This is a genomic window from Oleiharenicola lentus (assembly GCF_051660365.1).
GTDB lineage: Bacteria > Verrucomicrobiota > Verrucomicrobiia > Opitutales > Opitutaceae > Lacunisphaera > Lacunisphaera lenta_A.
The window spans coordinates 108,118-129,225 of sequence record NZ_JBOZXB010000003.1; the positions used below are offsets into that span (position 1 = coordinate 108,118).

A 21,108-nucleotide genomic window follows, 5' to 3' on the forward strand; every position below is an offset into this window, starting at 1 on the left:
CTTTCGCGTTCACGAAGCTCAGGCCCGCGTCGATACATCAGAGTTCCGTCTTTTGATCGAGCAGCTTGTCGCGGTAGTCCTGCACGAGCGTCTCGAGCTTCGCGCGCATCGTGCCGACAAAGGGTTCCTTCGCGCGAATCGCAGTGCCCAGACCGAACTCCTCGTAACGCGTGAGGATTTCGTTGCCGGTGAGAAACAGCGCGAGGTTCTTGGCCTGCCGGTCAGCGGCGCGACGCTCCCACGCATTTTTCTCGGAGGTTAACTGCGTAATTTTGCCTTCAGCTTCGCGCAGCGCGCCGGAGGTCTGCTCGCCGTGGGCACTTGCCTTGGTCAAGGCCACTTTCAAGCCGTCGTTGCCGGTGGTGAGCGCGGCGAGTTGTTTTTTCAACGCGGCCAGTTCGCGGTCGCTTTCGGTGCGGTCGGCGAGGCTTTGTTTTTTCAGCACTTCGAATTTTTCAGCCAGCACGCGCTTTTCTTCTGTGAGCGTAACTTGCGCGGCTTGCACCGTGGCGAGTTCGCCTTGCGCGGTGCGAAGTTGCAGCGTGGTTTCGCGCAACGCGGCGCGCACACGGTCATCGCCGCCGGCTTTGGGAGCGTCAGCCGACCAACCGGTCGCTGCGGTGAGCAAACTGCCGGCGAAGAGCCAGCCGCAAAGTTTAAGTGAAGATTTCATGACTAGAATTTTCCGTTTAAGTCGAGCTGCATGACGTCGCTCTCGAACGTCGGACCGGTAATTTCGCGTGCGCTGAGCCAGCGGAAGCCGAGCCACACGCGGCGCGACAGTGCGAGATTGCCGACGAGCGTGAAGCCTTTGGAGTTCGTGCCGCCGCCGCCAAAATCGGTGTCCGTGAATCCGTCGATCACGGCATCCGTTTCGACTTTTCTATAACCGAACGCCAGCGACCAATCCCAGCGCGCCTGCAACGCAGGTGAACCGAATTTCAAGCTCACGTTCCACGCGGTGTCGCCGCCGCCGAACGTCGTGCCGTTCGCGGCGTTGTTGTTCACCGGGCCGGACAATTGCGCCGGGCCACCGGCGAGAATCGACACTTCATCGAATGCGAGATTCTTCACGTATTCGCCGAGCAGCGAAACTTGGAAGGTCTCAGCGATCGTGTAGTCGAGTTGCATGGTCGACGCGAGTTCCTCGAACGGCGTCGCGAGACCGAAATACTGCCATTGGTTGATCGTGCCGTTGGCGTTGAGCGTGACGTCAGGCGTGATGTCGCGCAGGGCGATGTAAGTATTGCCCTTCTGCGCAAACGTCGGGCGCGTCGCATCGGTGTCGCCGGCATCGGTCGCGGTCAGCGGGATAAACGGCGTGGAAACGCGGCCTTCGATATTTTCGAAATGATAATACCCCGCCGCGATTTTTGCGGAGAACCGGTTTCCGAGTTCGACCGTCACGCCGAGTTGGCTGCCGTAAAGCCATTTGTCGTTGCTCTTGAATTTCACGGGCTGCGTAGTCGCAAAATTCAGATCGGTGTTAAACACGGGGAACGCACCGCCGGAAAAGAAAAACAGCAGGCTGTCACCGAGCCCGGCGCGACCCTGCATCGCAAGCCCGTCGAAGCCGATGTCGTCGGCCCAGATCATATTGGTCGAGAAAAACGGATTATCGAAACGACCGAGGCTGACGGTAAAATCCTGATCCGGCAGACCGCCGACCTGGTAGCGCAAGAAACCACGATCGAGCCACAGCGCGTATTTGCTGAAATTACCGCCCTGCCCCGAACCGGCGGCGCCGAGGCTTTGGTTTTGCGTGACCGGGGAATTATTTTCGCCCGTGGCGATGCGGATGCCGCCGGCGAAACCTTCGCTCAGGTCGATTTCCGTGCCGAGGCGCGCCCGCAACCGCGCGCGCTGGCGGTCTTCGGTCACGTTGGCAAACGGCGGATTCGCCAGGCCGGTGTAATCGAACGGCGAACCGGTATTGATCGCGTTGTAATTCCAAAAGCTGCTGCCGAAACCGGTGAGATTTTCCGGCGGATAATTGGTGGCCTCGTAACGCACCCGCAAATCACCGAACAAGCGGAAACGCGAAATCCAGTCCGGCAGCGCCCGCGGCGAGGCCCAGTTTTCCTCGCGGGCCTGCGCGAGCACATCGCGGCGGATTTCGTCACGCAACTGGCGCTTCACGACCTCGGGCACGTAAGTCACGCGCACGGTTTCGTCGGGCACGATTTCCTCCGGAGCGGCGGCCTGCACCGTGCGCGCGGGATTCGAGACCGGAACGGTTGGAGCCACCTGCGCCATCACCACGGCGGGAGCGGGATCGATCCGTGGAGTGGCCGCGATAGCGCGAGCGCGGGCGAGCGCCGCGTTGGCTTCCGCCAGCATAGCTTCGGCGCGCGCCGTGTGGGCGCGGGCTTCGGCGGCCTCCGCTTCCGCAATCAAGAGCAGGCTTTCGGCATCGGCCGATGTGATCGCCCCGCGCTCGGCGAGCCGGCGGATCAACGCAACGGTCAGGCCCGGCGACGCCGCAGCCGGCTCAACTGCGTAGGCGCCGGACGGCACCAGCGTCGCGGCCAGCACGACGGCGAGAATTTTTGTAACCAGGCGAGGATGGTGACTCATGTGGAAAATCTAAAATTTCAGGAGGGACGGCGCGCTTTGATCCGCAGGACAATCGGCATCGGCATGTCCGCCGGCGGCGCTTCGGCGAGTTGTTTGCCAGCGAGCACTTCCACTTCGATGGCGGTGTCCACGCTCACATCGCCGGTGCTGCGCGCGAGTTTGGCGCGGGTGATTTTTCCGGACTCGTCGGCCCAGATGCGCACCTGCAAATCGAAATTCCCAAAACTCGTTTTAGGATGACGGCGCAGCGCGTCGTCGACCGTCTTCACCACTTGCGTCGCATACCAGCCGAAGCGGCTGCCCTTCGCGCGCGGCGGGCCGCCTTTGCCACCGAGGCCGCTGCCGCCCGGACCGCTCAGCCCGAAACCGTCGGAGCCGCTGCCGCCTTGGATGTTGGTGCCGGCGTCAGGCGACGCATCGGGCGCAGCCTCTTCGGGCGGATTCATGTCGGCTTCGGTCAGCGCGCTTTGCTCCACCATTTCCTGGCGCATCTCCTGGGGAGGCGGTGGGGGGGGTGGCGGTGGCGGCGGTGGTGCCGGCAGCGGTCGCACCATCACCAAATCCGCAGGCTTGGCGGATGGCGTGGACTGGTGTTGCGAAAGCATTTTGCTGCCGAGAAAAATCAACAGCCCAACCACGACGACGATGCCGACCGCAAAGCCATAGCGCGCCCAAAAGCCGCGCTTCGTTTCATCATAGTTGAAAGGGCCTGAGTCCATCGACGGTTATTTCGCGTTCACGGATTTCGTCGCGAGGCCGACCTGCGTGATGCCAAGCCGTCCGGCCACATCGAGGACGTCCATCACGGTCTGATACTGCGTGCGGCTGTCTCCACGGATCACGAGAGGAAAGTCCGGTATCTCGGTTTTCAACCGTCCGAGCCGTTGCTCGAGTTCCGGCAACGAGACGGGGATCGTATCGAGGAAAATTTTTCCCTCGTTGTTGATCGAGACCGCTTTTGTCTTCGGCTTCGCGAGGCTCGTCGAGGCGCTCGCGCGCGGGAGGTTGACCTTCGTGCCCGCGACTGACGCCGTGGTCATCAAGATGAAGATCACGAGCAGCACGTAGGCGAGATCCAACATCGGCGTGATGTTGATGTCGTCGTAGGGTTTGTCTTCGCCTTGGACTTGCATGGTGGGTTACGAGTTCGGGCCGGAATAAAACTCCGCGAGCTTCGTCACGAATTCGTCGATGAAGATGTGCATGTCGTTCGACGCCGCCTTGATTCGCGTAAGCAAATAATTGTAACCGAACAGCGCCGGGATCGCGACGGCCAGTCCGGCGACCGTTGCCGCAAGCGCCGCGGCGATACCGGGTGCGATAGCGTTGACGTTGACCTCGCCCGCCGCCGCGACGGCCGCGAAAGTGATCATGACGCCAACCACCGTGCCCAACAATCCGAGGAACGGGCCGCCGGAAATCGCGATCGTCAGCAGCACCATGTGGCTGTTCAGGCGGTGCATCTCGTGCACGAGCCCGCCATCGAGCGAAGCGCGAATCGCCTGGATCGACTGGCCGGAGAGCACCTTGTTCTCCGCGTTTTTGCCGGAGCCGAGGCGATGTTGAATTTCCTCCGCGCCGATATGGTAGATCCGGTAAAGCGAGGAGTTGCGCATCGCGCGTTGATTGCCGGCGTTGAAACGTCCGCCCATCGTTTTCGCCTGCTCGGCGTTTTCGGAATCGAGGACGGAGAGGTCGCGGGCGACGTGGCGCCACTCGGTGAGAAACTGCGAATTGCCGCGCCCGACGCGGTTCAGGTAAACGGCTTTCTGATACATCACCACGCAGCTGACGATCGACATGATGAAGAGAATCACGATGACCACCCAACCGTCGAAAGTGAGTGAGCCGATGATGACGCCCATGTAGCCGGTCATGAACGCCGCCATCCACGACGAGGGCTGCGCATCCGCGCCCAACGTGACAAGTTGCGCGGCGCTATCCGGGCCCTCGGCCAGCGTGGCAAACCGCAGCGCGCCCGCCGGACGTGCGTCGCGCGTGATGCGCAGTTCGTCGATCTCGCCGGCGAATTTTCCGCCGCCGCTGTTCATCAAGCCATTCGCGCCGTCGCCACCAAGAAACGCGGGGCCGGTCATCGCCGGCAACGCCGCCGCCGCCGTGCCGTAGACGGCTCCATCAAGAAAAACCGTGATGCGTTCGCCCGACGCCACGATCGCCAGGTGATGCCACGTGTTGGCCGCCACCGGCGCGCCCGCCGTGCTGCGGGTGACCGCGCTTTGGTAGGTGACTTCGACAAACGGCGAACCGTTGTCCGCGCCGATGAGAAAATATTTGCTGTTTTCGCGACGGCTGAAAAACACCGCGCGCGGCTGGGGCGCGCCGAATTTAACCCACGCCGACCACGTCACCGAGCCGCCCTCGGCCCAGAACAACGAGGCGGAACTCGGAATGCTCACCGTCGTCTGGCCGTCGAGGCGCAGGCCGGAACCGATCAACGAACCCTCGACGAGCAAGCCGGACGTCTGCGCATTGTTGCCCTGCCCCGACGCATCGTAAGGCGGCTGGCCGCGCTCGCCGAAATGGTAAACCAACACCGTCGCATCGTCGTAGGAAGATTTCGTTTCCGCCGGAGTCGTGGCGGCGGCTGCGTGTCCGGAATAGAGCCAGAGGGAAACTTTTGCGCCCGGCTTCACGTCCGGGATTTTCACCCACACGAGTGCCTCGTTCAGCACGCCGTCGTATTTCTCGATGTGATGCGGCAGCACAGTGGTGTCGTCCTCCGTGACAAAGCGCAGGTCGCTGCCGTCGGGCTGCGCACCGGCGAAATTAAAATTTCCGTCGTGCAATCGCACGAGCAGCGGCACGGTGCCGACGGCATCGGCAATGTTCGCGCCGGCCGACGATGCGTCGAGCGTGATGGGTTTGCGAACTTGCCACTCTTTGTTCCACCACGACGCGTGAGCGGCGAGCGCGGTGGCGGCAAACACCAGCCAGGCCAGCGTGGCGCGCAGCGTGAGGATTTTTCCGAAACGGGAGGGTGTGTGGTGCATGGGAAGGGAAAGAGGGCTCAGTATTCGATGCCGAGGCGGAAAGTGACTTGGACGTCGCCCGCCTTGGTTTCGCCCTGGGTGATTTGCGGGAACCCGGCGTTGACGGTGCCGTCGACGAAATCAAAAACGCGCACCGTGCTGCCGACGCCGTAACTGGCGAAGTTGAAATGATTTTTTTGCGACGCCAGCGGATCGATGATTTTCAACCAACCCGCATCAGCGAAGACATACAGGCGCCACTCGCTGCGCAGGGACTTCCAACGGTTGAGCAGCGACGGGCTGCGCAGTTCGAGCGTGCCGAACACGCCGCCGTCGCCCGCTTGCTCGGCTTCGAGGTAGCCGCGCGCGGTGCCCCACCCGCCGCCCGTGAGTTGTTCCTGGCTGAGCAACGGCTGGTCGGAAATCTGGCCCTGAATTTTTCCGAAGGCCTGGAAGCCTGCGGGCAGTTCGCGCGTGTGCGCGAGGTCGCCTCGAAAATAAACGAAGTTCGCGTCGGCGTTGTAGCGGTTGTTGCCGAACCCGCTGCCGTCGTCGCCGAGTCCGCGAAAATGCCACGTGACCGTCGCGTTGAGTTCCGTCGACGTTTTCCGCGTCAGCCACGTCGCGCTATAGCCGGTGGAAAGTGGCACGTAGGCGATCGGCGTGTAAATCTCCGTCGAGCCGTCCGGCTGCGGCTCGCCAAGTTGGAGCAGCTGATCGAAGTTTTTGAAATCCGCGCCGACATGTGCGGAGTGCACAAAGCCGCGCCCGTCGGCCGTGGTGGCCGGACCGGGCAGCGTGATCATGGCACGCACGCCAGCGGTCTCGCCGCGACCAAGCACGGCGGCACTGCCGAGCGTGGAAACATTACTGTCCTGCTTCGACGCCTGCACCATAAGCGCGAACCAGTCGGGTTGCTCGAAACGCGCGAGGTAGTAACCGGAAAACACTTTCACCTCGGAGGTATTTTGCGGCGAAGTCTGGTAGCTGAAATTCAGTGCGTGGCCGCGCTGCCACAAGTTCGTGGCGCTGACGGACGCATTCACGCGCAAGTCAGTGGTGTCGGCGCTGCGACGGTTGTTCACTTCCGCACTCGCGTGAAACGGCGCGTTTTCTTTCACCGTGAGTTCGACGTCCACCGTGTCCGGCGCGACGCCCGCTTGCAGCGACGGCGTGACCTGCCGCTCGGAAAGCCGGTTGAGCGCCATGACGTCCTGCGTGAGCTCGTTAAAATTCAAAACTTTTCCCTCGGCCACCGACGGAGCCATTTCCTTGAGCCGCGAAGGCTGCGAGTAGCGCGCATCGCGCACACGCAGCCGCCCGATTGGACGCTCGATGACAAGCAGACGCACGACGCCACCGGGGGTTTGTTCCGGAATCTGCACCCCGACGGTTTGATAGCCAGCATCGGCGTAAGCTTTTTCCAACGAAGCCCGCGCCAGTTCGACATCCTCCGCCGTGCGATCCGGGCCGAGGAAAGGATACACAGCTTCTTCGACGGCGAGGCGCGGGAGTTTCTTCGCGCCCTCGACGCGATATTCCTGGATGAACCACGCCTTCTCCGTGCGACCGGTCGTCTGGGCCATCACGGGCGTCGCACACGCGGCGCACAAGCCAAGCCATGTGGCTGCCATCGTTGTCCGTGAAAAAATCACGCGACGACGGATACAATCGAAACTGGAAAAAAAGCGCGGCAAGGAAACAGGTGTGTGAGCGGTGCGCATTGACCCGGCCTGAATCGCAATCAGTCGCCGGAAATACGCACAGCGGGGCGAGTGAAGATTTCGTTTTCACCCTTTCAAGCGCGCTCGGGTCGAGAGCGAGATTGTAACAACGCGCCCGAAAAATTCGTGGGTTCGTCACCTATTCGTCGCACAGACGTCGTGTGATTTTCACGCGCCAAAAAATCGGCGTTGGATTCAGAAAATCATCAGAGAAATGCGCGGTCTTCTGACCTGAATCAAAGACGCCACTCAGCGTTTATTAAGAGGAAATCTCTCGCCTTCGATATAATCACCCCTGCTCAAAAATTCAGAGGTCACCGTAGTGACCGAAATCCCCAAACAGATCCTGTGTTTCAAGTGCCTTTTTCGCAGCCACTGCGAGCGTCAGGCTTGCGCCAACTCAGCTGAAAATGGAGACCAAAAAAAACTTGGGCAACGGGGGACTGAAGCCCGTTGCCCAAGTTTAAAAAGTGACCGCGCCCACTCAATAGCGCGGCCACAAAGTTAACGGCCAGCGTGAGACGCGACCGGATTTCTAGTGATCGCGAACTCAGGCAGCTTGCGCGGCCTTGGCTTGCTGGCGACGGCGATAGATCACGAGACCGAGCGCTGCGGCGCCAAACATGGCGGCGTAGGTGGAAGGTTCCGGGATGGCCGCAAAGTTCGAGCCGGTGAACGAGAGTTCACCTGTGTTCGAAAGCGCGAACGTGCCGAAGAACAGGTTCGTGCTGGTGCCGCCACCCGTCGGCGTGATCGAATACAAATCCGAAGCCGAATAACCCGTGAAGGTATTCGTCACCGGGTTCACAAACTTGGCCGTGGTGAGACCGGTAACGCCGAACGAATTGGCACCCGTCGTGGCCTTGGTCACCCACGCATTGCCACCCGCAGGGAGCAACACGGTGTCCGAGTCGAGAGTTTGTCCCGACGAAGCGAGGGACAGACCGTTGTAGACCGAACCGATGTTGGAGGCAGCCGTGCCCGCGAGGGACGTGCCGATGTTACCGTAGGCGGTATCATTGGCGACGCCCAGCGCCGAGCCGGCATCCGTCCAGCGATTGGTGACCCAGAAGGTGCGCGCGGCCTGGCCGTTCGTAGCTGCGCCGCCCGTGCCGGCGGTGCCAGCGGCGGCCCAGACCAACGTGGAGTCGGAAGCCCAACCTGCACCGTAGGCCGTGGTGAGCACGGAACTGATATTGCCGAGAGAAAGCGTGCCGGAGATACCGGAAGCGCTCGCGCCCGTAAACGAGTTGATGTTGCCCAGGTTGATTTCGAGGCTGTTGGACGTGTTGCCCTGGCGGAAGCCAAGGATCAAATCGCTGGTCGTGGATGCGACCTGCGCGGACGCACTGCAAACGACGCCCAAGGTGGCGACGAGCACAGCGCTGCGAAGGAATTTTAGTTTCATATTATTTTTCCCGTAACGAGTGTTGTGGTAAAACTTAGTAGATCGGATTGACGACGCCGCCCTCGACCGAACGCACGACGTTCATGTTCGCGAGGAGCGTGCCGGAAGCGACGGCGTAGGTATCAGCCATGCCTTGGCCGATGACGTCAGCGAGCGCCGCCGGGCCGCTGGCGAGGTCAGAGCGATAATACATGTGCTGGAGCGTCCAGAACGTATTGGAGCCACGGAGCACGCCGTTGACGGTGTTCGGAACGCCGTTGTAGGTGAGTTCTTGAGCGGCGCCGGGAGTGTCGCCGGTGCCGAGGTAACCGACGAGGATGAAACGATTGCCGTTCGCATTGGTCGCGGTGGAGAGGATGGCTTTTTGAAGAACCGCTTTCACATGGCCGCCGCTGGAATAACCACCGCTGCCGTTAACACCGGCGGCGAGTGCGAGACTGTTGATCGAGCCTGCACCGGAGTTCGGGCCTACGTCGACGTTGGACGCATCAAAGGCACGGTATTGAGCAGCAGGCGTATTGACGTCACCGGTGACGGTTTCGGCAAAGGCCGCGAGGCGGGTGCCGGAGTCATTGTCGCGACCGACCAAAACCACATCGACGCCGAGGTCGGAATCGTTGCCCGTGAACATCGCCAGAGGCGCAATGCCGTTCGCCACCAAGTTTTGGGTAAGCAGCGAGGAGATGTTCGTCAGACGATCGTAAGAAGCCTGAGCGACGCTCGGGTGTTTCGTGCCCTTGGCCCAAACGAAGGTGACGACGCCAACGCCGCCGCTGACATCGGTGAGGGTCACGCCCGTGTTGCTGCTGCTAAAAGCCGTCGAGTCCTGGTAGGAGTCGGACATCACGACCGTGGGAGCAGCGGCTGCTTCAAAAGCCACCGTGCCGGAGCCCACCGCGGTGGTGGACGTTCCACCCGTCACCGCATACGGAGCGGTGCTGGCGACGGAGGCCGTCGCCCACGTGGCGGAACCATTGTTGCTCGTGGTGGAGAGCCAGGCTTGCGCAGTGTTGCCGCCGATGGAAGTGGCCGCATTGACGTTATTCACGATCCAGTTCACGCCGCCGACCGAGCCGGCCAAGCAAACTTGAACCGTGTCGGTGCCGTTGGTGAAGATAACTTGGTTGGCGCCATTGAGCGCAGACCCAACGTAGAGCGCTTTGACAGAACCGGAACCGAGGTGGTTGATCACCGAGGCGAAAAGCGCACGACGGAATGCGGAAGAGCCGGAGATCTTAATCGTGGCCGCAGAGGCCATGTTAAGGCAGGCGACAGCGAGCAGGCTCGCGGCGAGTGTTTTGAAGAGTTTCATAAACAGGAACTGATAGGGTGTGATTATTACTGAAGACGATTGACTCACAGGGTGTGTGCCGGCGCTTCAGTCCAAACATCCTAGCAGTGCATTGTGGCAATGTGAGGACACCGCCGTCACATCGTCGCGACGTTTGCGTGACGCGCCGCGCGCTCTGCAACAACCGTGTGAACTTCAACTCCCGCCGTTTTCCGCAACGGGCGTATCAACGGGCGACGGCGCGGGAAGATCAGCGAGATTTTTTGCTGCGGGTGAGCGCCGCTCGGCTTCGGGCGAAAATTCTGCGGCGGCAAGCGCGATATTCAGCTTCGTGAAAAGGCGACGACACAGCTCAAAACTTCCCGCATCGCCCCTCACCTGCTCGGCCAAACGCCGCGCATACTCGCGCACGTTTTCCTGATTATCCAACGCGGCGGCCGTCATCACTTGCCGCTGACGGAGTTGCACCACAAACGCGAGCGGCGCGGCCGCCGATTGTTTTTCGATATCGGCGAGGACCTGCCACGTGTCCGCAAAACGCGCCCGAAACGCGAGCGCGTCGGCATAGTAAAGCGCCAGCTGACTCGCGCCCGCATCGTGGGTCGCGCCGATTTCGTAGAGCGTCCAGGCAAGTTCCAGCCAACCACGTCGACCGGCCGCGCGGGCCAGCAAGTGTAGCGCGGCAGGATCTCCCCGAAAGGTGTGGAGAAAAAACCCGACTTGCTGCGACCAGCGCGACGCGTAGGCCGGCCGTAGCGAAAGCGTTTCCACCAGCAGCACCTGCGAACCGACCTCGTGCGGAAAGCGCTGGGACGCGGCTTCGGCGGTGCGCACAGCATCGTCGACCCGACCCGCCGCTTCCTGCCAGCTCGCGAGCGTGGCATAGGCTGCAGGCAGCGCCGACTCAGCAGAAATAAATTTCCCCAGCAAATCGATCGCCGCCGCCGCTTCCCCCCCGTCCCATAAGATCGGCGCAATCACGGCTGCCGTCGTCGTCGCGTCCCGCAGGCGAGGGTTTTTCTGCAGCAACTGCAGCGCCTCTGCCGGCCCGCGCACATTTCGCGTCGCGACGATTTCGTAAACTTGCAGCCAGTCGGCTTGGGCGCGGCCCGCGAAGCCGGCACCATAATTTTGCCGCAGCAAATTCAACGCATGCTGATCGCGCCCCGTGGAAGTGAGCAGCGCGAACAGACGTTGCACCAATTTCGGCTCATCGGGAGAAAGTGCGAGGCCGGCTTCCAGCACTTCGATCTCGAGATCGGTAGCGCCAAGCTTTTGGAAAAAATCCGCCGCTGCCAGCCGCCCGGTGAGGTTGCCGGGATCGCGGCGCAACGCAGAATTGAACAGCATGTGCGCCGCACGAAAATCTTTTGCCTCCACCTCGGCGCGAGCCCGGGTGAATTGCTGCGCGGCCACGGAACGACGCACTTCCTGCCAGCGCAGCAACGCAACATCCAGGAAACGCACTTCGCGCTGCTTGCCCGCATAGCGCAGCACGAGCCACCCGCCCACCGCTCCGCTCACATACAATCCGCAAAGTGCGATGAGAATCCAGCGCCCCCAGCGGCGGCGAGGCACCCGCACGATCGGTGCAGTCAGGGGTGCATTATCCTTCGGCGATTCACTCGGTGCGGCGGAATTCATGGCTGACTCTCGGCGGCACTCGCTCCCCAAAGACGCTCCAAAGCAAAAAAGTCCGGTCCGCTACGCGGTGGTGGTTGGAAGAATGCCGGCAACACACCGGGATTGGGCGCGATGGTTTCGATCTGAAGCGAACCGGTGCGGCCGCTGGCATCAGTCACGACTTCGCGAAACGCAAACGTGACGCCGGCTACTTCGCGGAAATCATCATAACGCACCACGGAGCCATCGCTGATCTCCCGCGCCACTTCCCGATAACTCGCTTGATCGATGCATGCCGTATAACCGGAACCGTCCGCGCGATTCAGCGCGATCCGGTAAACCGGTTTTTCCGCGACGACGCCATCGGGCAGCCGCTCGAATTGATAACCCTCGGGCCGAAACAGAGCATTTTCAAATTCGCCCAGGTGACGCCTGCCTCCGAGCGCCTCTCCCGAGACAGGACTGAACGGCAGCGTGGTCGAACGCTGCCAGAAACGTTCACCATCACCCGCCAACAGGTAGTGGCTGAGGCCCTGGTTCATCACGGTGAGGCGAAACTTCGCGGGCCGGAGCTTGAGCAGGATGATGTCCTGCGTGCTACCATCGGCCGCATGCAACTTCGCGCGAACCTGATACGCGGCAAACTTCTGCCACGCCGCACCATTTTGATTTCGTCGCGCGAACTCGCCGAGAATATCCATGGCCAAAAGTGGTGACGCAGTGGCAGCGGTAACATCTGGCGAGGTGCCTGCATGAGGTGCCCGAGCAGACGCCAGCAAAAGCACGAGATCGTCGTCCTCCAATTTTCCATCGAGCAATCGCCGGTAAAAAACATCGGAACGCGTTTTAATTTTTTCCAGCCACTGTTCGCCACTTTGCGGTGCGGGGCTCGCCGTATCGCCCGCTTGTGTCGGAGCAAGAGCGAGCACGCGACGGCGCGCCAGTTCCACGCGGAGCGGAGCATCGGACAATACCATGAGTTTCGCCGCTAAGTGTCGCAGCACCACGGACCGCAATTCGGAGGTGGGCACAGGAAAATCAGCGAGTTGGTCAAACAACACCGGACGACGCTCTTTCAATTCCGCGAGCACCGCGGCCACGACCTTCGTCAGGATTTCCGGCGAACACTCCGACGTTTCCCGTTCGATCCAGCTGGTTACGAGCGCGATTTGCCCGGCGGAAAAACGCGCATCGGGCAAGTTGTCGCTCGTGAATCCTTTTTCTCCAACCGGTGCGACGGGTGACGCTTCAACCAGCTGCGCACGAATCGCGAGAGGCGAGGTCGCCATGAGCAGCGCGGCCAGCGGCAGCGAAACGGCGTTTCGTGCATTCCTCATGCTGGCACTCCGGATTCAGGCATCGTCGCCTGCTGGTAGGCCTTCAGGGCTTTGCGATCAGTCCGTCCGTAGTAAATGGCACCGGAGCTGGCGTCCGCCTGGTTCAACACTGCGCCAAAAATCGGGACATTGGCTTGGGCGAGTTTCCGCACCGTGTGTTGGGCCGCATGGCGGTTCACACCGCTGAATTTAACGGCGTAGAGCACTCCGTCCACAAGCGGCAACAGACTCATCACATCGCTGACGGCGGCGAGCGGCGGAGTATCGAAAATCACGCGGTCGTATTTTTCGCGGAGTTGTTCCACCAATGCCGCGAAGCGAACGCTATTGAGCACCGTTACAGGGCTATGGGTGCCAGTGCCGGCGACGATCACGTCAAGGTTCGGCGTCGCGGATTTCTGCACGATCGTTTCCAGTGATGCACCGCGCAGGCAATAATCGACGACGCCAATGTTTTTCCTCAATTGGAAATTTTGCAGCAACGTCGGTTTTCGCAGGTCGCAATCCACAATGACCGTGCGCATTTCCTGGCAAGCAAACGTCTCCGCGAGGCGTGACGAAACGAATGATTTGCCCTCGCCCGGCATGGTGCTGGTGATGGCGATCGCGCGCGCGCCGCTCGTCTCGGCATACACGCGCAACAGTGAATAGAGCGAAAGGAAGGCCTCATTTACCGCACCGTCCTTCCGCCCCAGCGTGCCGCGCGGATCCCGTGATTTTTCTTCAGCCGGGATGATACCCAGCAGTGGAAGGCCGATGAACTGTTCCACATCAGTCGGCGTCATCACTTTGTCGTCGAGCCGAGCCACTCCATATGCGAACATTGATCCAACGAAAATCCCGAGCACCACCGTAGCACCAAGATAAAGCGGAATGTTGGGCGAAACCGGTCGCATGGGTTCGAACGCGCGATCGATGAACCGGGCGGTCTCCAACTCCATGTTACCGGTGACGGAAGCCTCGCGGATCCGGGCGATCATCGCCTCAAGCAATTGATTGTTCACCCGGAACTCACGGTCGATATTTTCATACTCCACCGCGAGTTTATCCACGGCGAGCGAGTGCGCCTCCTGTTCTCCGAGCGCTTTACGCGCTTCCTCATTACGGCGTTTGGCATTCTCGTATTCCGCGCGGATCGACGAAGCCGCGACCTTGATTGCAATCGCCATCTCCGCCTCCGCTTGAGCGATGGCGTGCGCCGCCTCGATCATGCGCGGATGGAGCGCGTTGTAACGCTCCTCAAGTTGCCCCTGCGCAAGTTTCAAACGAGTGATCTCAAGTATCAATTGCGTAACTTTCCCTTGCTCGGCGATGAACGGAAGCTCGAGTAAATCGCGGCCCTCGGTGGTCCATTGCTGCACCTGCTGCCAGCGAATCTCGGCATCGAGAAAACGCGATTGCGTCTGCGTGCCCATTAGGTTCAGCGCTTTGAGCTTCTCGGTGACGATGTCTTTATTTTGCACGAGCGAAACGAGGTTGCCGCGCTGACGGTAAGTCTGTTGCGCGGTAGCGATTTCATCGACGCGTTTGCGTTGTTGGTCAGCTCGCGCTTTGAGATCGTCCACCACCTTCATCGATTCTTCGATGCGTTGGCGCGTGTTATAAGCGATGTATTCGATAGCGATCAAATTTGCCATTCGCGCCGCCACTTTTCCGTTGGGATGGGCAAAGCGGATGTTGGCTACAAGACTCATCCGGACAGGCATGATCTTGCGTCCGCGAAAAAGAATATCAACCACGTTGGCCGTGGTTTCGCCACCGGACTTCAAGGGCTCCAACAAGTCGCGCTGTTCCTCAGGCGTTAGGCGGGCGGCTACATTCTGTAACACCGCGACGCTGTCGAGCAGCCGCCACTGGGTATTGAAGTCCGCATCGCTGGTCACTCCACTTTCCACCATATCGACAGTGCGGAGGAGAATAGGTGCGCGCCGCAGTAACTGCACCGACGCCACACTTTCGTAGATGGGCTTGGGGCCAAATGTCCACACGGTGCCAGCCACGCATACCAACAGAAAGCCGAGCACCAAATACCATTTCCGCTCACGAAGCAAAAACCACACTTGGCGTAATTTCACACCGAGAGGAATATCTGACGACGAGCCATCGTCGCCGTTGTGGAAATCGGGTGGGTTTGAATGAAGAGGCGATTGCATTGAACTTTAGAATCAGAGCATGCGCTCAGGCACGTAAACCACGTCGCCATCTTGGATGATCCAGCGATTAGCTGCGCCGCCGTTAACGACTTGGTCGGCATCGATCACCACGTTTTCTTTGGCGCCGTCGCGGCGCGTGGTCGTCAAGATCACGCGATTGCGGTTGGCCAGACGTGAAAATCCACCGGCACGCGCCACTGCGTCGAGCAAGGTGAAGTTGCGCTCCGGCGGGATACTGACGGACGAAGGCACATTGACTGCTCCAAGCACGTTAACAACTCGCGGCGAATATTCCGCGATAATGATGTTAACCTGGGGATTCTTGATAAAATCTTTTGCGAGACGCTCCGTGATGATTAACTCCGCCTCGCGCAGTGTGCGATTCTCGACATTTACTGCGCCTACGAGGGGCACCACGATCATGTAATCCTGCGACACACGCACCTCGCGCACCAAGTCGGGCTCTTGAAAGACTTCGATGCGGATCACATCCATCGGACGCAAAAGATACGCCGCTTGATTAGCAGAGCGCTTTTCTTGCGCCGAGATCTCACCGCCCGCCAGCGCGAAGATAGAAATCAACAACGTCCAAAAAAGCCGACTCGAGAAAAGTGAATTGCGTGCGGTCATGATGCCTCCGTTCAATACCGCAACTGCCAGTTCCAACTTAGGATATTGTTGGAGAACTCCGCCGTCGCGATCGACGATTGATTATTCCGGAACAGATAATCCAGCGAGGTGCTGATCCACTGGTTGAAACTATAGGCCATGGAAACGTCGCCCGACCAAAAGTCGTCAGTGCGGGCCAAGTTCGGGTTGCCCGTAAAAATCGACGCACCGTAGTCGCTAGCTTGGTAAGTCGAGCCCACTTCGAATCGCAGAAACGGCGTGGGAGTCGAAATCCAGCGAAGTGCATAGCGGCTGCGTGTCACTGATTCACCGCGTGCACCAAGTGCAAAATCCCGGGAGAGTGACAACGCAAGCCGACTCTTAGCGCTCGCCCTATAATCAAAACCACCTTCCAGGCCCAACCCGTCATCGCGTTCGAAACCTTCGACCTCGCGGGTGCGATAGCCAACGAAGAAACGTCCTGTGAGACGCTCGGTAAAATCTCCCTTGGCCCCGAGATTATAAAACCAGTCTTTCGCTTTTGCTCCGACGCGTTGCGGTTCTTCCACGCGATAAGTCGCGCCGCCGCCCACTTCAAGTTTGGCCGATGTTTTCCAGAATAAGCGAACCGGCAACGACACTGCCTCGCTGCCGCTGAATGTATCGGAACGATAACGCACCTGATCGTATTCGACGCCGGCATTGACGCTCGTTTTTTCCGAGATGCTGAAGGCCGAAGCCGCGCCGAGATTTAATTGATCTCGCCGAAATGCTGCGTTCTCGCCGAGCACCGCGACGTCACCGTTGTTTTGGTTACTCTGCTGGAATGCAGCCGATGACTGAAAGCTCAGACGGTTGCCGATGAAGCCAAAGGCTGCACTGCCGCGTCCGAGATTCACGTTTTCAGACGTATCGTCGAGGTAGTGCTGGAAAGCGTGGCGATAGGCCAGCGCACCGTGAGCGTTCGCCCGTTCACCCCACGCAAAATCAATACCGGGGGCCACGGTTGCAATCACGTCGTCCGCTTCATCCCCGTGATTCAGGTAAACATTGTCATCGTAACGCGCACCGACATCAAGCGTCGCGTGCAATCGATAGCGGCGCGACAGGACAACGTCCGTCGCCTTGAGACCGGTGTCGCCGTCGCGAGCGGATCCCACGCGCGGAGAGGCGGCGCGTTCAACTTCTTCCTGAATAGCGGGCGCACGCGCTTGCGCAACCGGCGCATATTCAACGTTAACATGCGGGGCGACCGCCACTGTCTCGGGCGTAAGCGTGCGCGCACGCGAAGCGCCTGCAGGTGCCGCAGCCACCGCTTCATAGCGAGGTGCAGGCAACTTGGCCGCTGCCGCCGCGGTGGCGCGCACGCGCGCGGTCATGCCATCGATCTTCGTCACCGCGGGCGTAAACGCCACGGCACTACCGATCGTCTCAGAAAATTTCGGCGCCGCTGCCGCCGCACGTTCGGCAAACTCCAACGCCACGGCTGAGATCTTGGACGACTCAGTTTGATAGGCCGTGGCCGCGACCGTCGCGACGCGCACCGCATTGGAAATGCGTTTTTCTTTTTTCGCACGCGAGGTGCCGGTCTCGTTGGCGATCTCGCGCACCTGTTCGGCCAGCGCCCGACCATCTGGGGCCGTGGCGGCGTGAACGGACATCACGAGCGTCCACGCCAGCACGCACGAAGCAGCGCGAAGGATTTTCTGAGCAAGGCTGCACCAAATTGAAAACGGGGATGAGGGTGTGATCATCGGGAAGCGGAGCATCCTAACGATTGTATATGCCAAACTCGCTACGCCGTCGTTACTTTGCCGTAACGAATCTCCCAAAAATAAGCGCGAAAGTGAATTCGCGGTTACGGCCTCTTTTCAATTTGCCGCCACGGTGACACGCACCGAAAGCGTCACGCGTCGAACGATCTCTGCTCCGTTTCGACACACACACGTAATCCCCAATCCACGGAACGCGTTTCTGTAACCTCGCCGCTGGCCAGTTCACCTGCCTCGGCGTGCACACCTGAACGCCCCTTCGTTGAAACCATTCTTCCAAATCATTCGGTCGCGCCGCCTGCAACGCGACTGCTCAGCTTCATCGAACCGTCCCTCTTATTCTAAGAATCGAGGCACCGGTCGAGTGGACGCGAACGCATGCCTGCGCACTTATTCCCATGAGTGATGCAAAAATTTTATTCGTCCTCACGGGGTCGGTCGCCTGCTACCAAGCATGTGATGTGCTGACACGCCTCGTCCGCAACGGACACCCTGTGCGCGTGGCGGCCACTCCGGCCGCACTGCGTTTTGTGGGCGCGGCCACGCTCGAGACGCTCTCGGGCTGGCCGGTGCTCGAGCTAACTTGGGGCGTCCAAGAAGGAACTGACCACGCCACTCTCGCCACTTGGGCCGACTGCCTGATCATCTGTCCGGGAACGGCCAGCACGATGACACGGTTGTCCGCCGGCGTAACAGAAGACTTCCTGAGCGAACTATTCCTTGCTCACTATCGTCACAAAGCGCGAATAATTGTCTCCGCCATGACCAGTGAAATGGCGCAGCATTCTTCTTCGCTTTTGGCGATTGCCCGTCTCGCCGACTCGGGAGTGCACATTTTTTCCCCTACCGCTCTGTCCCCGGAGCCAAGCAACCATGCCGGCGACGAAATGATGCCTGCCGAAGAAGCGGTGCTAAAGATCGAAGTCGCACTCGCTCGTCCGAAACGGCGCCTGCGCATTTTGGTGACAAGCGGGGAGACCTTTGCCGTGACCGGAGGATGGAAGCTGTCCCCGCATCCGAGCGCGGGCCAAGCGGGGGCGGAATTCGTTCGGGAATTCATCCAGCGTGGTCATGAGGTCAAGTTGTTGGGTAGCCGACAGCCCGTCGGGGTCGGAGACGAAGCAGATGAATATTTCGACACGGCCAAAGAACTATTCACCTTACTCACGGCGGCGGTGGAAACGCATTCATTCGACTTGGTGCTACATGCGGCGACAGTGGAGAACTTCGAAGTAACCCTTCTCGATGCAGCCAAGTCAGATGCTCTTTCAAAAAAATCCCAACGCAGCGAACCCGCAAATCAGCGCACTGCTCCGTTCGATTTCGATGGAATCCGTGAACGGAGCAAAAACCCCGCTGTGCTGATTGCGGTGTTCCAACCTCAGCGCGGCGAATTTCCCATTGATAGAGATGGTCAGCTAAGCGACAGAAGGCCGGGAGTGAGTGTAGACTACGTCATGCACAGTGCATCTCCTTTCGCAGTGGATCCTGCGGGAGAAATTTATCTCTCCAAGACAGGCCAAGGACTCGTTGCAAGCGCCGCCAACTTACCCGCAACAGCCCGAATGCTTGAAAAAGAATTGTTCGACCAACTCGCATCGGATTAGGTGCGAGTAATCCGGTCTAATGGAAGTCCGGCAGGTTGATTTAGAAACTGAAGACATGGAAATCTGAATTTTAAATTTGCTGCATATTCTTTAAAAAGCATATTCCTATTTAGGCATGCAGTTAATCGAATTCAGGTCCGCGCTTTGCAGCACTCGGAAAAAGAACTCCGCTTCGTCCTCCCGAACGACGAGGAGAACCGAAGATGAGTGCTGCTGACGCCATGAGCCTCGTTCAAATCTACCAGTGCCTCTGCGACGAGACGCGCCTACGCATCTTGAATCTACTCCATGACGGAGAGCTGTGCGTCTGCCACTTCCAAGAAATCCTCGGAGAGCCGCAGGTGAAGATATCCAAGCACCTCGCCTACCTACGCGCCCGTGGGATGGTCGAGGCGCGCCGCGAAGCGAACTGGATGATCTACAGCATCCCGGAGAAGCGCTCCAAGGAGTTGTCCGCGAACCTCGCCTGCCTCCAAGACTGCACCTCCGAGCACAAGACCTTCATCCGCGACCGACAGGCCAAGCAGAAAATCAAAAAAAAGATTTTCGAAGAGAGTCCCGTCTGCTGTCCGCCGTCGCCCAAAAAGAAAGCTTCAAAAGCCTGCTACCCATGAATCGTCCCTACAAAGTCCTCATCCTCTGCACCGGCAACTCCGCGCGCTCCGTGATCGCCGAATACCTCCTTCGCAAAAAAGGCAAAGGTCGCTTCGAGGTGCACAGCGCCGGCTCCAAGCCCACTGGCAGAGTGAACCCTCTGGCCCTCTGGGTGCTCAAAGAACACCACGGCATCGATGCGAGCGATGCGCGTAGCAAGTCATGGGACGAATTCAAAGCGACTGACTTCGACTTCGTTATCACGGTCTGCGACAACGCCAAAGAGGCATGCCCGATCTTCCCCGGCATGCCCGTCGCTGCGCACTTCGGCTCGCCCGACCCCGCGGATGCGCAAGGAACGGAAGACCAACGCAAGTGGCTCTTCGTGCAGGTCGCGTCTCAAATCTCCCGCCGCCTCGAACTTTTCTGCGCGCTCCCCGACGGCCAACTCGACGCGACTCGCGTGCGCGCCATCGGCGACGCGCACAAGCTCGAAGGCGAAAATCAGATGGCTCGATAATGAGGCAAGGCAAACGGGTATTCCTTCCGGCGTGGCTCGTCGGTGAATTCCTCGGCACGTTTATCCTCGTGTTCTTTGGCTGCGGGGGCGTCGCCTCTGCGGTGCTCACAGGCGCGCAGGTGGGCGTGTTTCAAGTGGCGGTTGTTTGGGGCATCGCAATAGCCCTCGCGATTCACATTGCGGGCGGACTGAGCGGAGCGCATCTCAACCCCGCGATCACCGTCGCGCTCGCGACATGGACGGACTTCCGATGGAAGCTCGTTCCGCGATACGTCGCCGCGCAGTTTCTCGGAGCGTTCGCGGCAAGCGCCGCACTCTACGCTGCCTTTCACGGCGCGCTGCGGAGCTACGAGGCCGCGAACGATATTACGCGGGGCGCAGTGGGCAGCGAGGCATCCGCCATGATTTTCGGCGAGTTCTTTCCTAATCCCGCAGGCCAAGCGCTCACGGAAGCGGCGCGCGCTGCCGTCACCCTCGAAACCGCGTTCTTCATCGAAGCAATCGGCGCGGGCATCCTCGCGCTCGCTGTGATGAGCATCACGGATTTGAGAAATAAGACACGCGCGGGCATTCTCGCACCGGCGATGATCGGGCTAACGGTCACGATTCTCATCTCAGTCTTCGGCGCGCTCACGATGGCTGCTTTTAATCCGGCCAGAGATCTAGCGCCGCGCATCTTTAGTGCATTCGCCGGATGGGAAAGCGTCCCGTTCGCCACGAACGAAACCGGCTGGTTTTGGGTGTATGTCGTCGCGCCGTTAGTCGGAGCGGTGCTGGGCGGTGGGGCATATCGGTGGCTCCTTGCGCCGCACTATTCCGCAGCGAGCGGAGAAGCCTCCTAGATAACTTCGGGAGCGCGAGGTTTTCGGAAAGCGGACAACTCGCCGGTGCTATCGAAGACCC

Annotated in this window: 17 protein-coding genes; 4 read left to right on the forward strand and 13 right to left on the reverse strand. The window is 60.0% G+C overall.

The genetic code is table 11. From position 1 onward, the window contains the following. Nucleotides 1-37: 37 nt before the first annotated feature. From ACRRQW_RS19765 to ACRRQW_RS19825, 13 genes are all read right to left on the reverse strand, one after another. Nucleotides 38-673 (reverse strand): phage major capsid protein, encoded by a 636-nt coding sequence (locus tag ACRRQW_RS19765; protein WP_438483354.1) that lies wholly within the window; start codon nucleotides 671-673, stop codon nucleotides 38-40. A gap of 2 nt (nucleotides 674-675) precedes the next feature. Next, nucleotides 676-2,577, reverse strand: coding sequence for a putative porin (locus ACRRQW_RS19770; RefSeq protein ID WP_438483355.1), 1,902 nt, complete (start codon nucleotides 2,575-2,577; stop codon nucleotides 676-678). Between the two features lie 17 nt (nucleotides 2,578-2,594). After that, nucleotides 2,595-3,296, reverse strand: a complete 702-nt coding sequence (locus tag ACRRQW_RS19775; protein WP_438483356.1) for a TonB C-terminal domain-containing protein — start codon at nucleotides 3,294-3,296, stop codon at nucleotides 2,595-2,597. A 6-nt stretch (nucleotides 3,297-3,302) separates the two neighbouring features. Beyond that, the gene (locus ACRRQW_RS19780; protein WP_438483357.1) at nucleotides 3,303-3,710 is read right to left on the reverse strand and encodes an ExbD/TolR family protein; all 408 of its coding nucleotides are present in this window, start codon (nucleotides 3,708-3,710) and stop codon (nucleotides 3,303-3,305) included. 6 nt (nucleotides 3,711-3,716) lie between these two features. Then, entirely contained in the window at nucleotides 3,717-5,588 is a 1,872-nt protein-coding gene (locus ACRRQW_RS19785) for a DUF2341 domain-containing protein (RefSeq protein WP_438483358.1), read from the reverse strand. Between the two features lie 17 nt (nucleotides 5,589-5,605). Next, a complete protein-coding gene (locus ACRRQW_RS19790; protein WP_438483359.1) occupies nucleotides 5,606-7,201 on the reverse strand; it encodes a ShlB/FhaC/HecB family hemolysin secretion/activation protein in 1,596 nt (531 codons plus the stop codon). 640 nt (nucleotides 7,202-7,841) lie between these two features. Beyond that, nucleotides 7,842-8,699, reverse strand: coding sequence for a PEP-CTERM sorting domain-containing protein (locus ACRRQW_RS19795; RefSeq protein ID WP_438483360.1), 858 nt, complete (start codon nucleotides 8,697-8,699; stop codon nucleotides 7,842-7,844). Nucleotides 8,700-8,733: 34 nt separating this feature from the next. Further along, entirely contained in the window at nucleotides 8,734-10,011 is a 1,278-nt protein-coding gene (locus ACRRQW_RS19800) for a hypothetical protein (protein ID WP_438483361.1), read from the reverse strand. Nucleotides 10,012-10,185: 174 nt separating this feature from the next. After that, entirely contained in the window at nucleotides 10,186-11,634 is a 1,449-nt protein-coding gene (locus ACRRQW_RS19805; protein WP_438483362.1) for a tetratricopeptide repeat protein, read from the reverse strand. After that, on the reverse strand, nucleotides 11,631-12,950 hold the full coding sequence (locus ACRRQW_RS19810; RefSeq protein WP_438483363.1) for a hypothetical protein: 1,320 nt from the start codon (nucleotides 12,948-12,950) through the stop codon (nucleotides 11,631-11,633). The genes ACRRQW_RS19805 and ACRRQW_RS19810 overlap by 4 nt, the downstream gene beginning before the upstream one ends. Next, on the reverse strand, nucleotides 12,947-15,103 hold the full coding sequence (locus tag ACRRQW_RS19815; RefSeq protein ID WP_438483364.1) for a GumC family protein: 2,157 nt from the start codon (nucleotides 15,101-15,103) through the stop codon (nucleotides 12,947-12,949). The genes ACRRQW_RS19810 and ACRRQW_RS19815 overlap by 4 nt, the downstream gene beginning before the upstream one ends. Nucleotides 15,104-15,115: 12 nt before the next feature. Further along, nucleotides 15,116-15,733 (reverse strand): polysaccharide biosynthesis/export family protein, encoded by a 618-nt coding sequence (locus tag ACRRQW_RS19820; protein ID WP_438483365.1) that lies wholly within the window; start codon nucleotides 15,731-15,733, stop codon nucleotides 15,116-15,118. Between the two features lie 11 nt (nucleotides 15,734-15,744). Continuing rightward, nucleotides 15,745-17,466, reverse strand: coding sequence for an outer membrane beta-barrel protein (locus ACRRQW_RS19825; RefSeq protein WP_438483366.1), 1,722 nt, complete (start codon nucleotides 17,464-17,466; stop codon nucleotides 15,745-15,747). 416 nt (nucleotides 17,467-17,882) lie between these two features. Between ACRRQW_RS19825 and ACRRQW_RS19830 the strand changes: the two genes are divergently transcribed. From ACRRQW_RS19830 to ACRRQW_RS19845, 4 genes are all read left to right on the forward strand, one after another. Continuing rightward, nucleotides 17,883-19,091 (forward strand): flavoprotein, encoded by a 1,209-nt coding sequence (locus ACRRQW_RS19830; protein WP_438483367.1) that lies wholly within the window; start codon nucleotides 17,883-17,885, stop codon nucleotides 19,089-19,091. Nucleotides 19,092-19,294: 203 nt separating this feature from the next. Then, entirely contained in the window at nucleotides 19,295-19,705 is a 411-nt protein-coding gene (locus tag ACRRQW_RS19835) for an ArsR/SmtB family transcription factor (RefSeq protein ID WP_438483368.1), read from the forward strand. Beyond that, a complete protein-coding gene (locus tag ACRRQW_RS19840; protein ID WP_438483369.1) occupies nucleotides 19,702-20,205 on the forward strand; it encodes an arsenate reductase ArsC in 504 nt (167 codons plus the stop codon). Before ACRRQW_RS19835 ends, ACRRQW_RS19840 begins: the two co-directional genes overlap by 4 nt. Then, a complete protein-coding gene (locus tag ACRRQW_RS19845; protein ID WP_438483370.1) occupies nucleotides 20,205-21,047 on the forward strand; it encodes an MIP/aquaporin family protein in 843 nt (280 codons plus the stop codon). Before ACRRQW_RS19840 ends, ACRRQW_RS19845 begins: the two co-directional genes overlap by 1 nt. Nucleotides 21,048-21,108 lie beyond the last annotated feature (61 nt).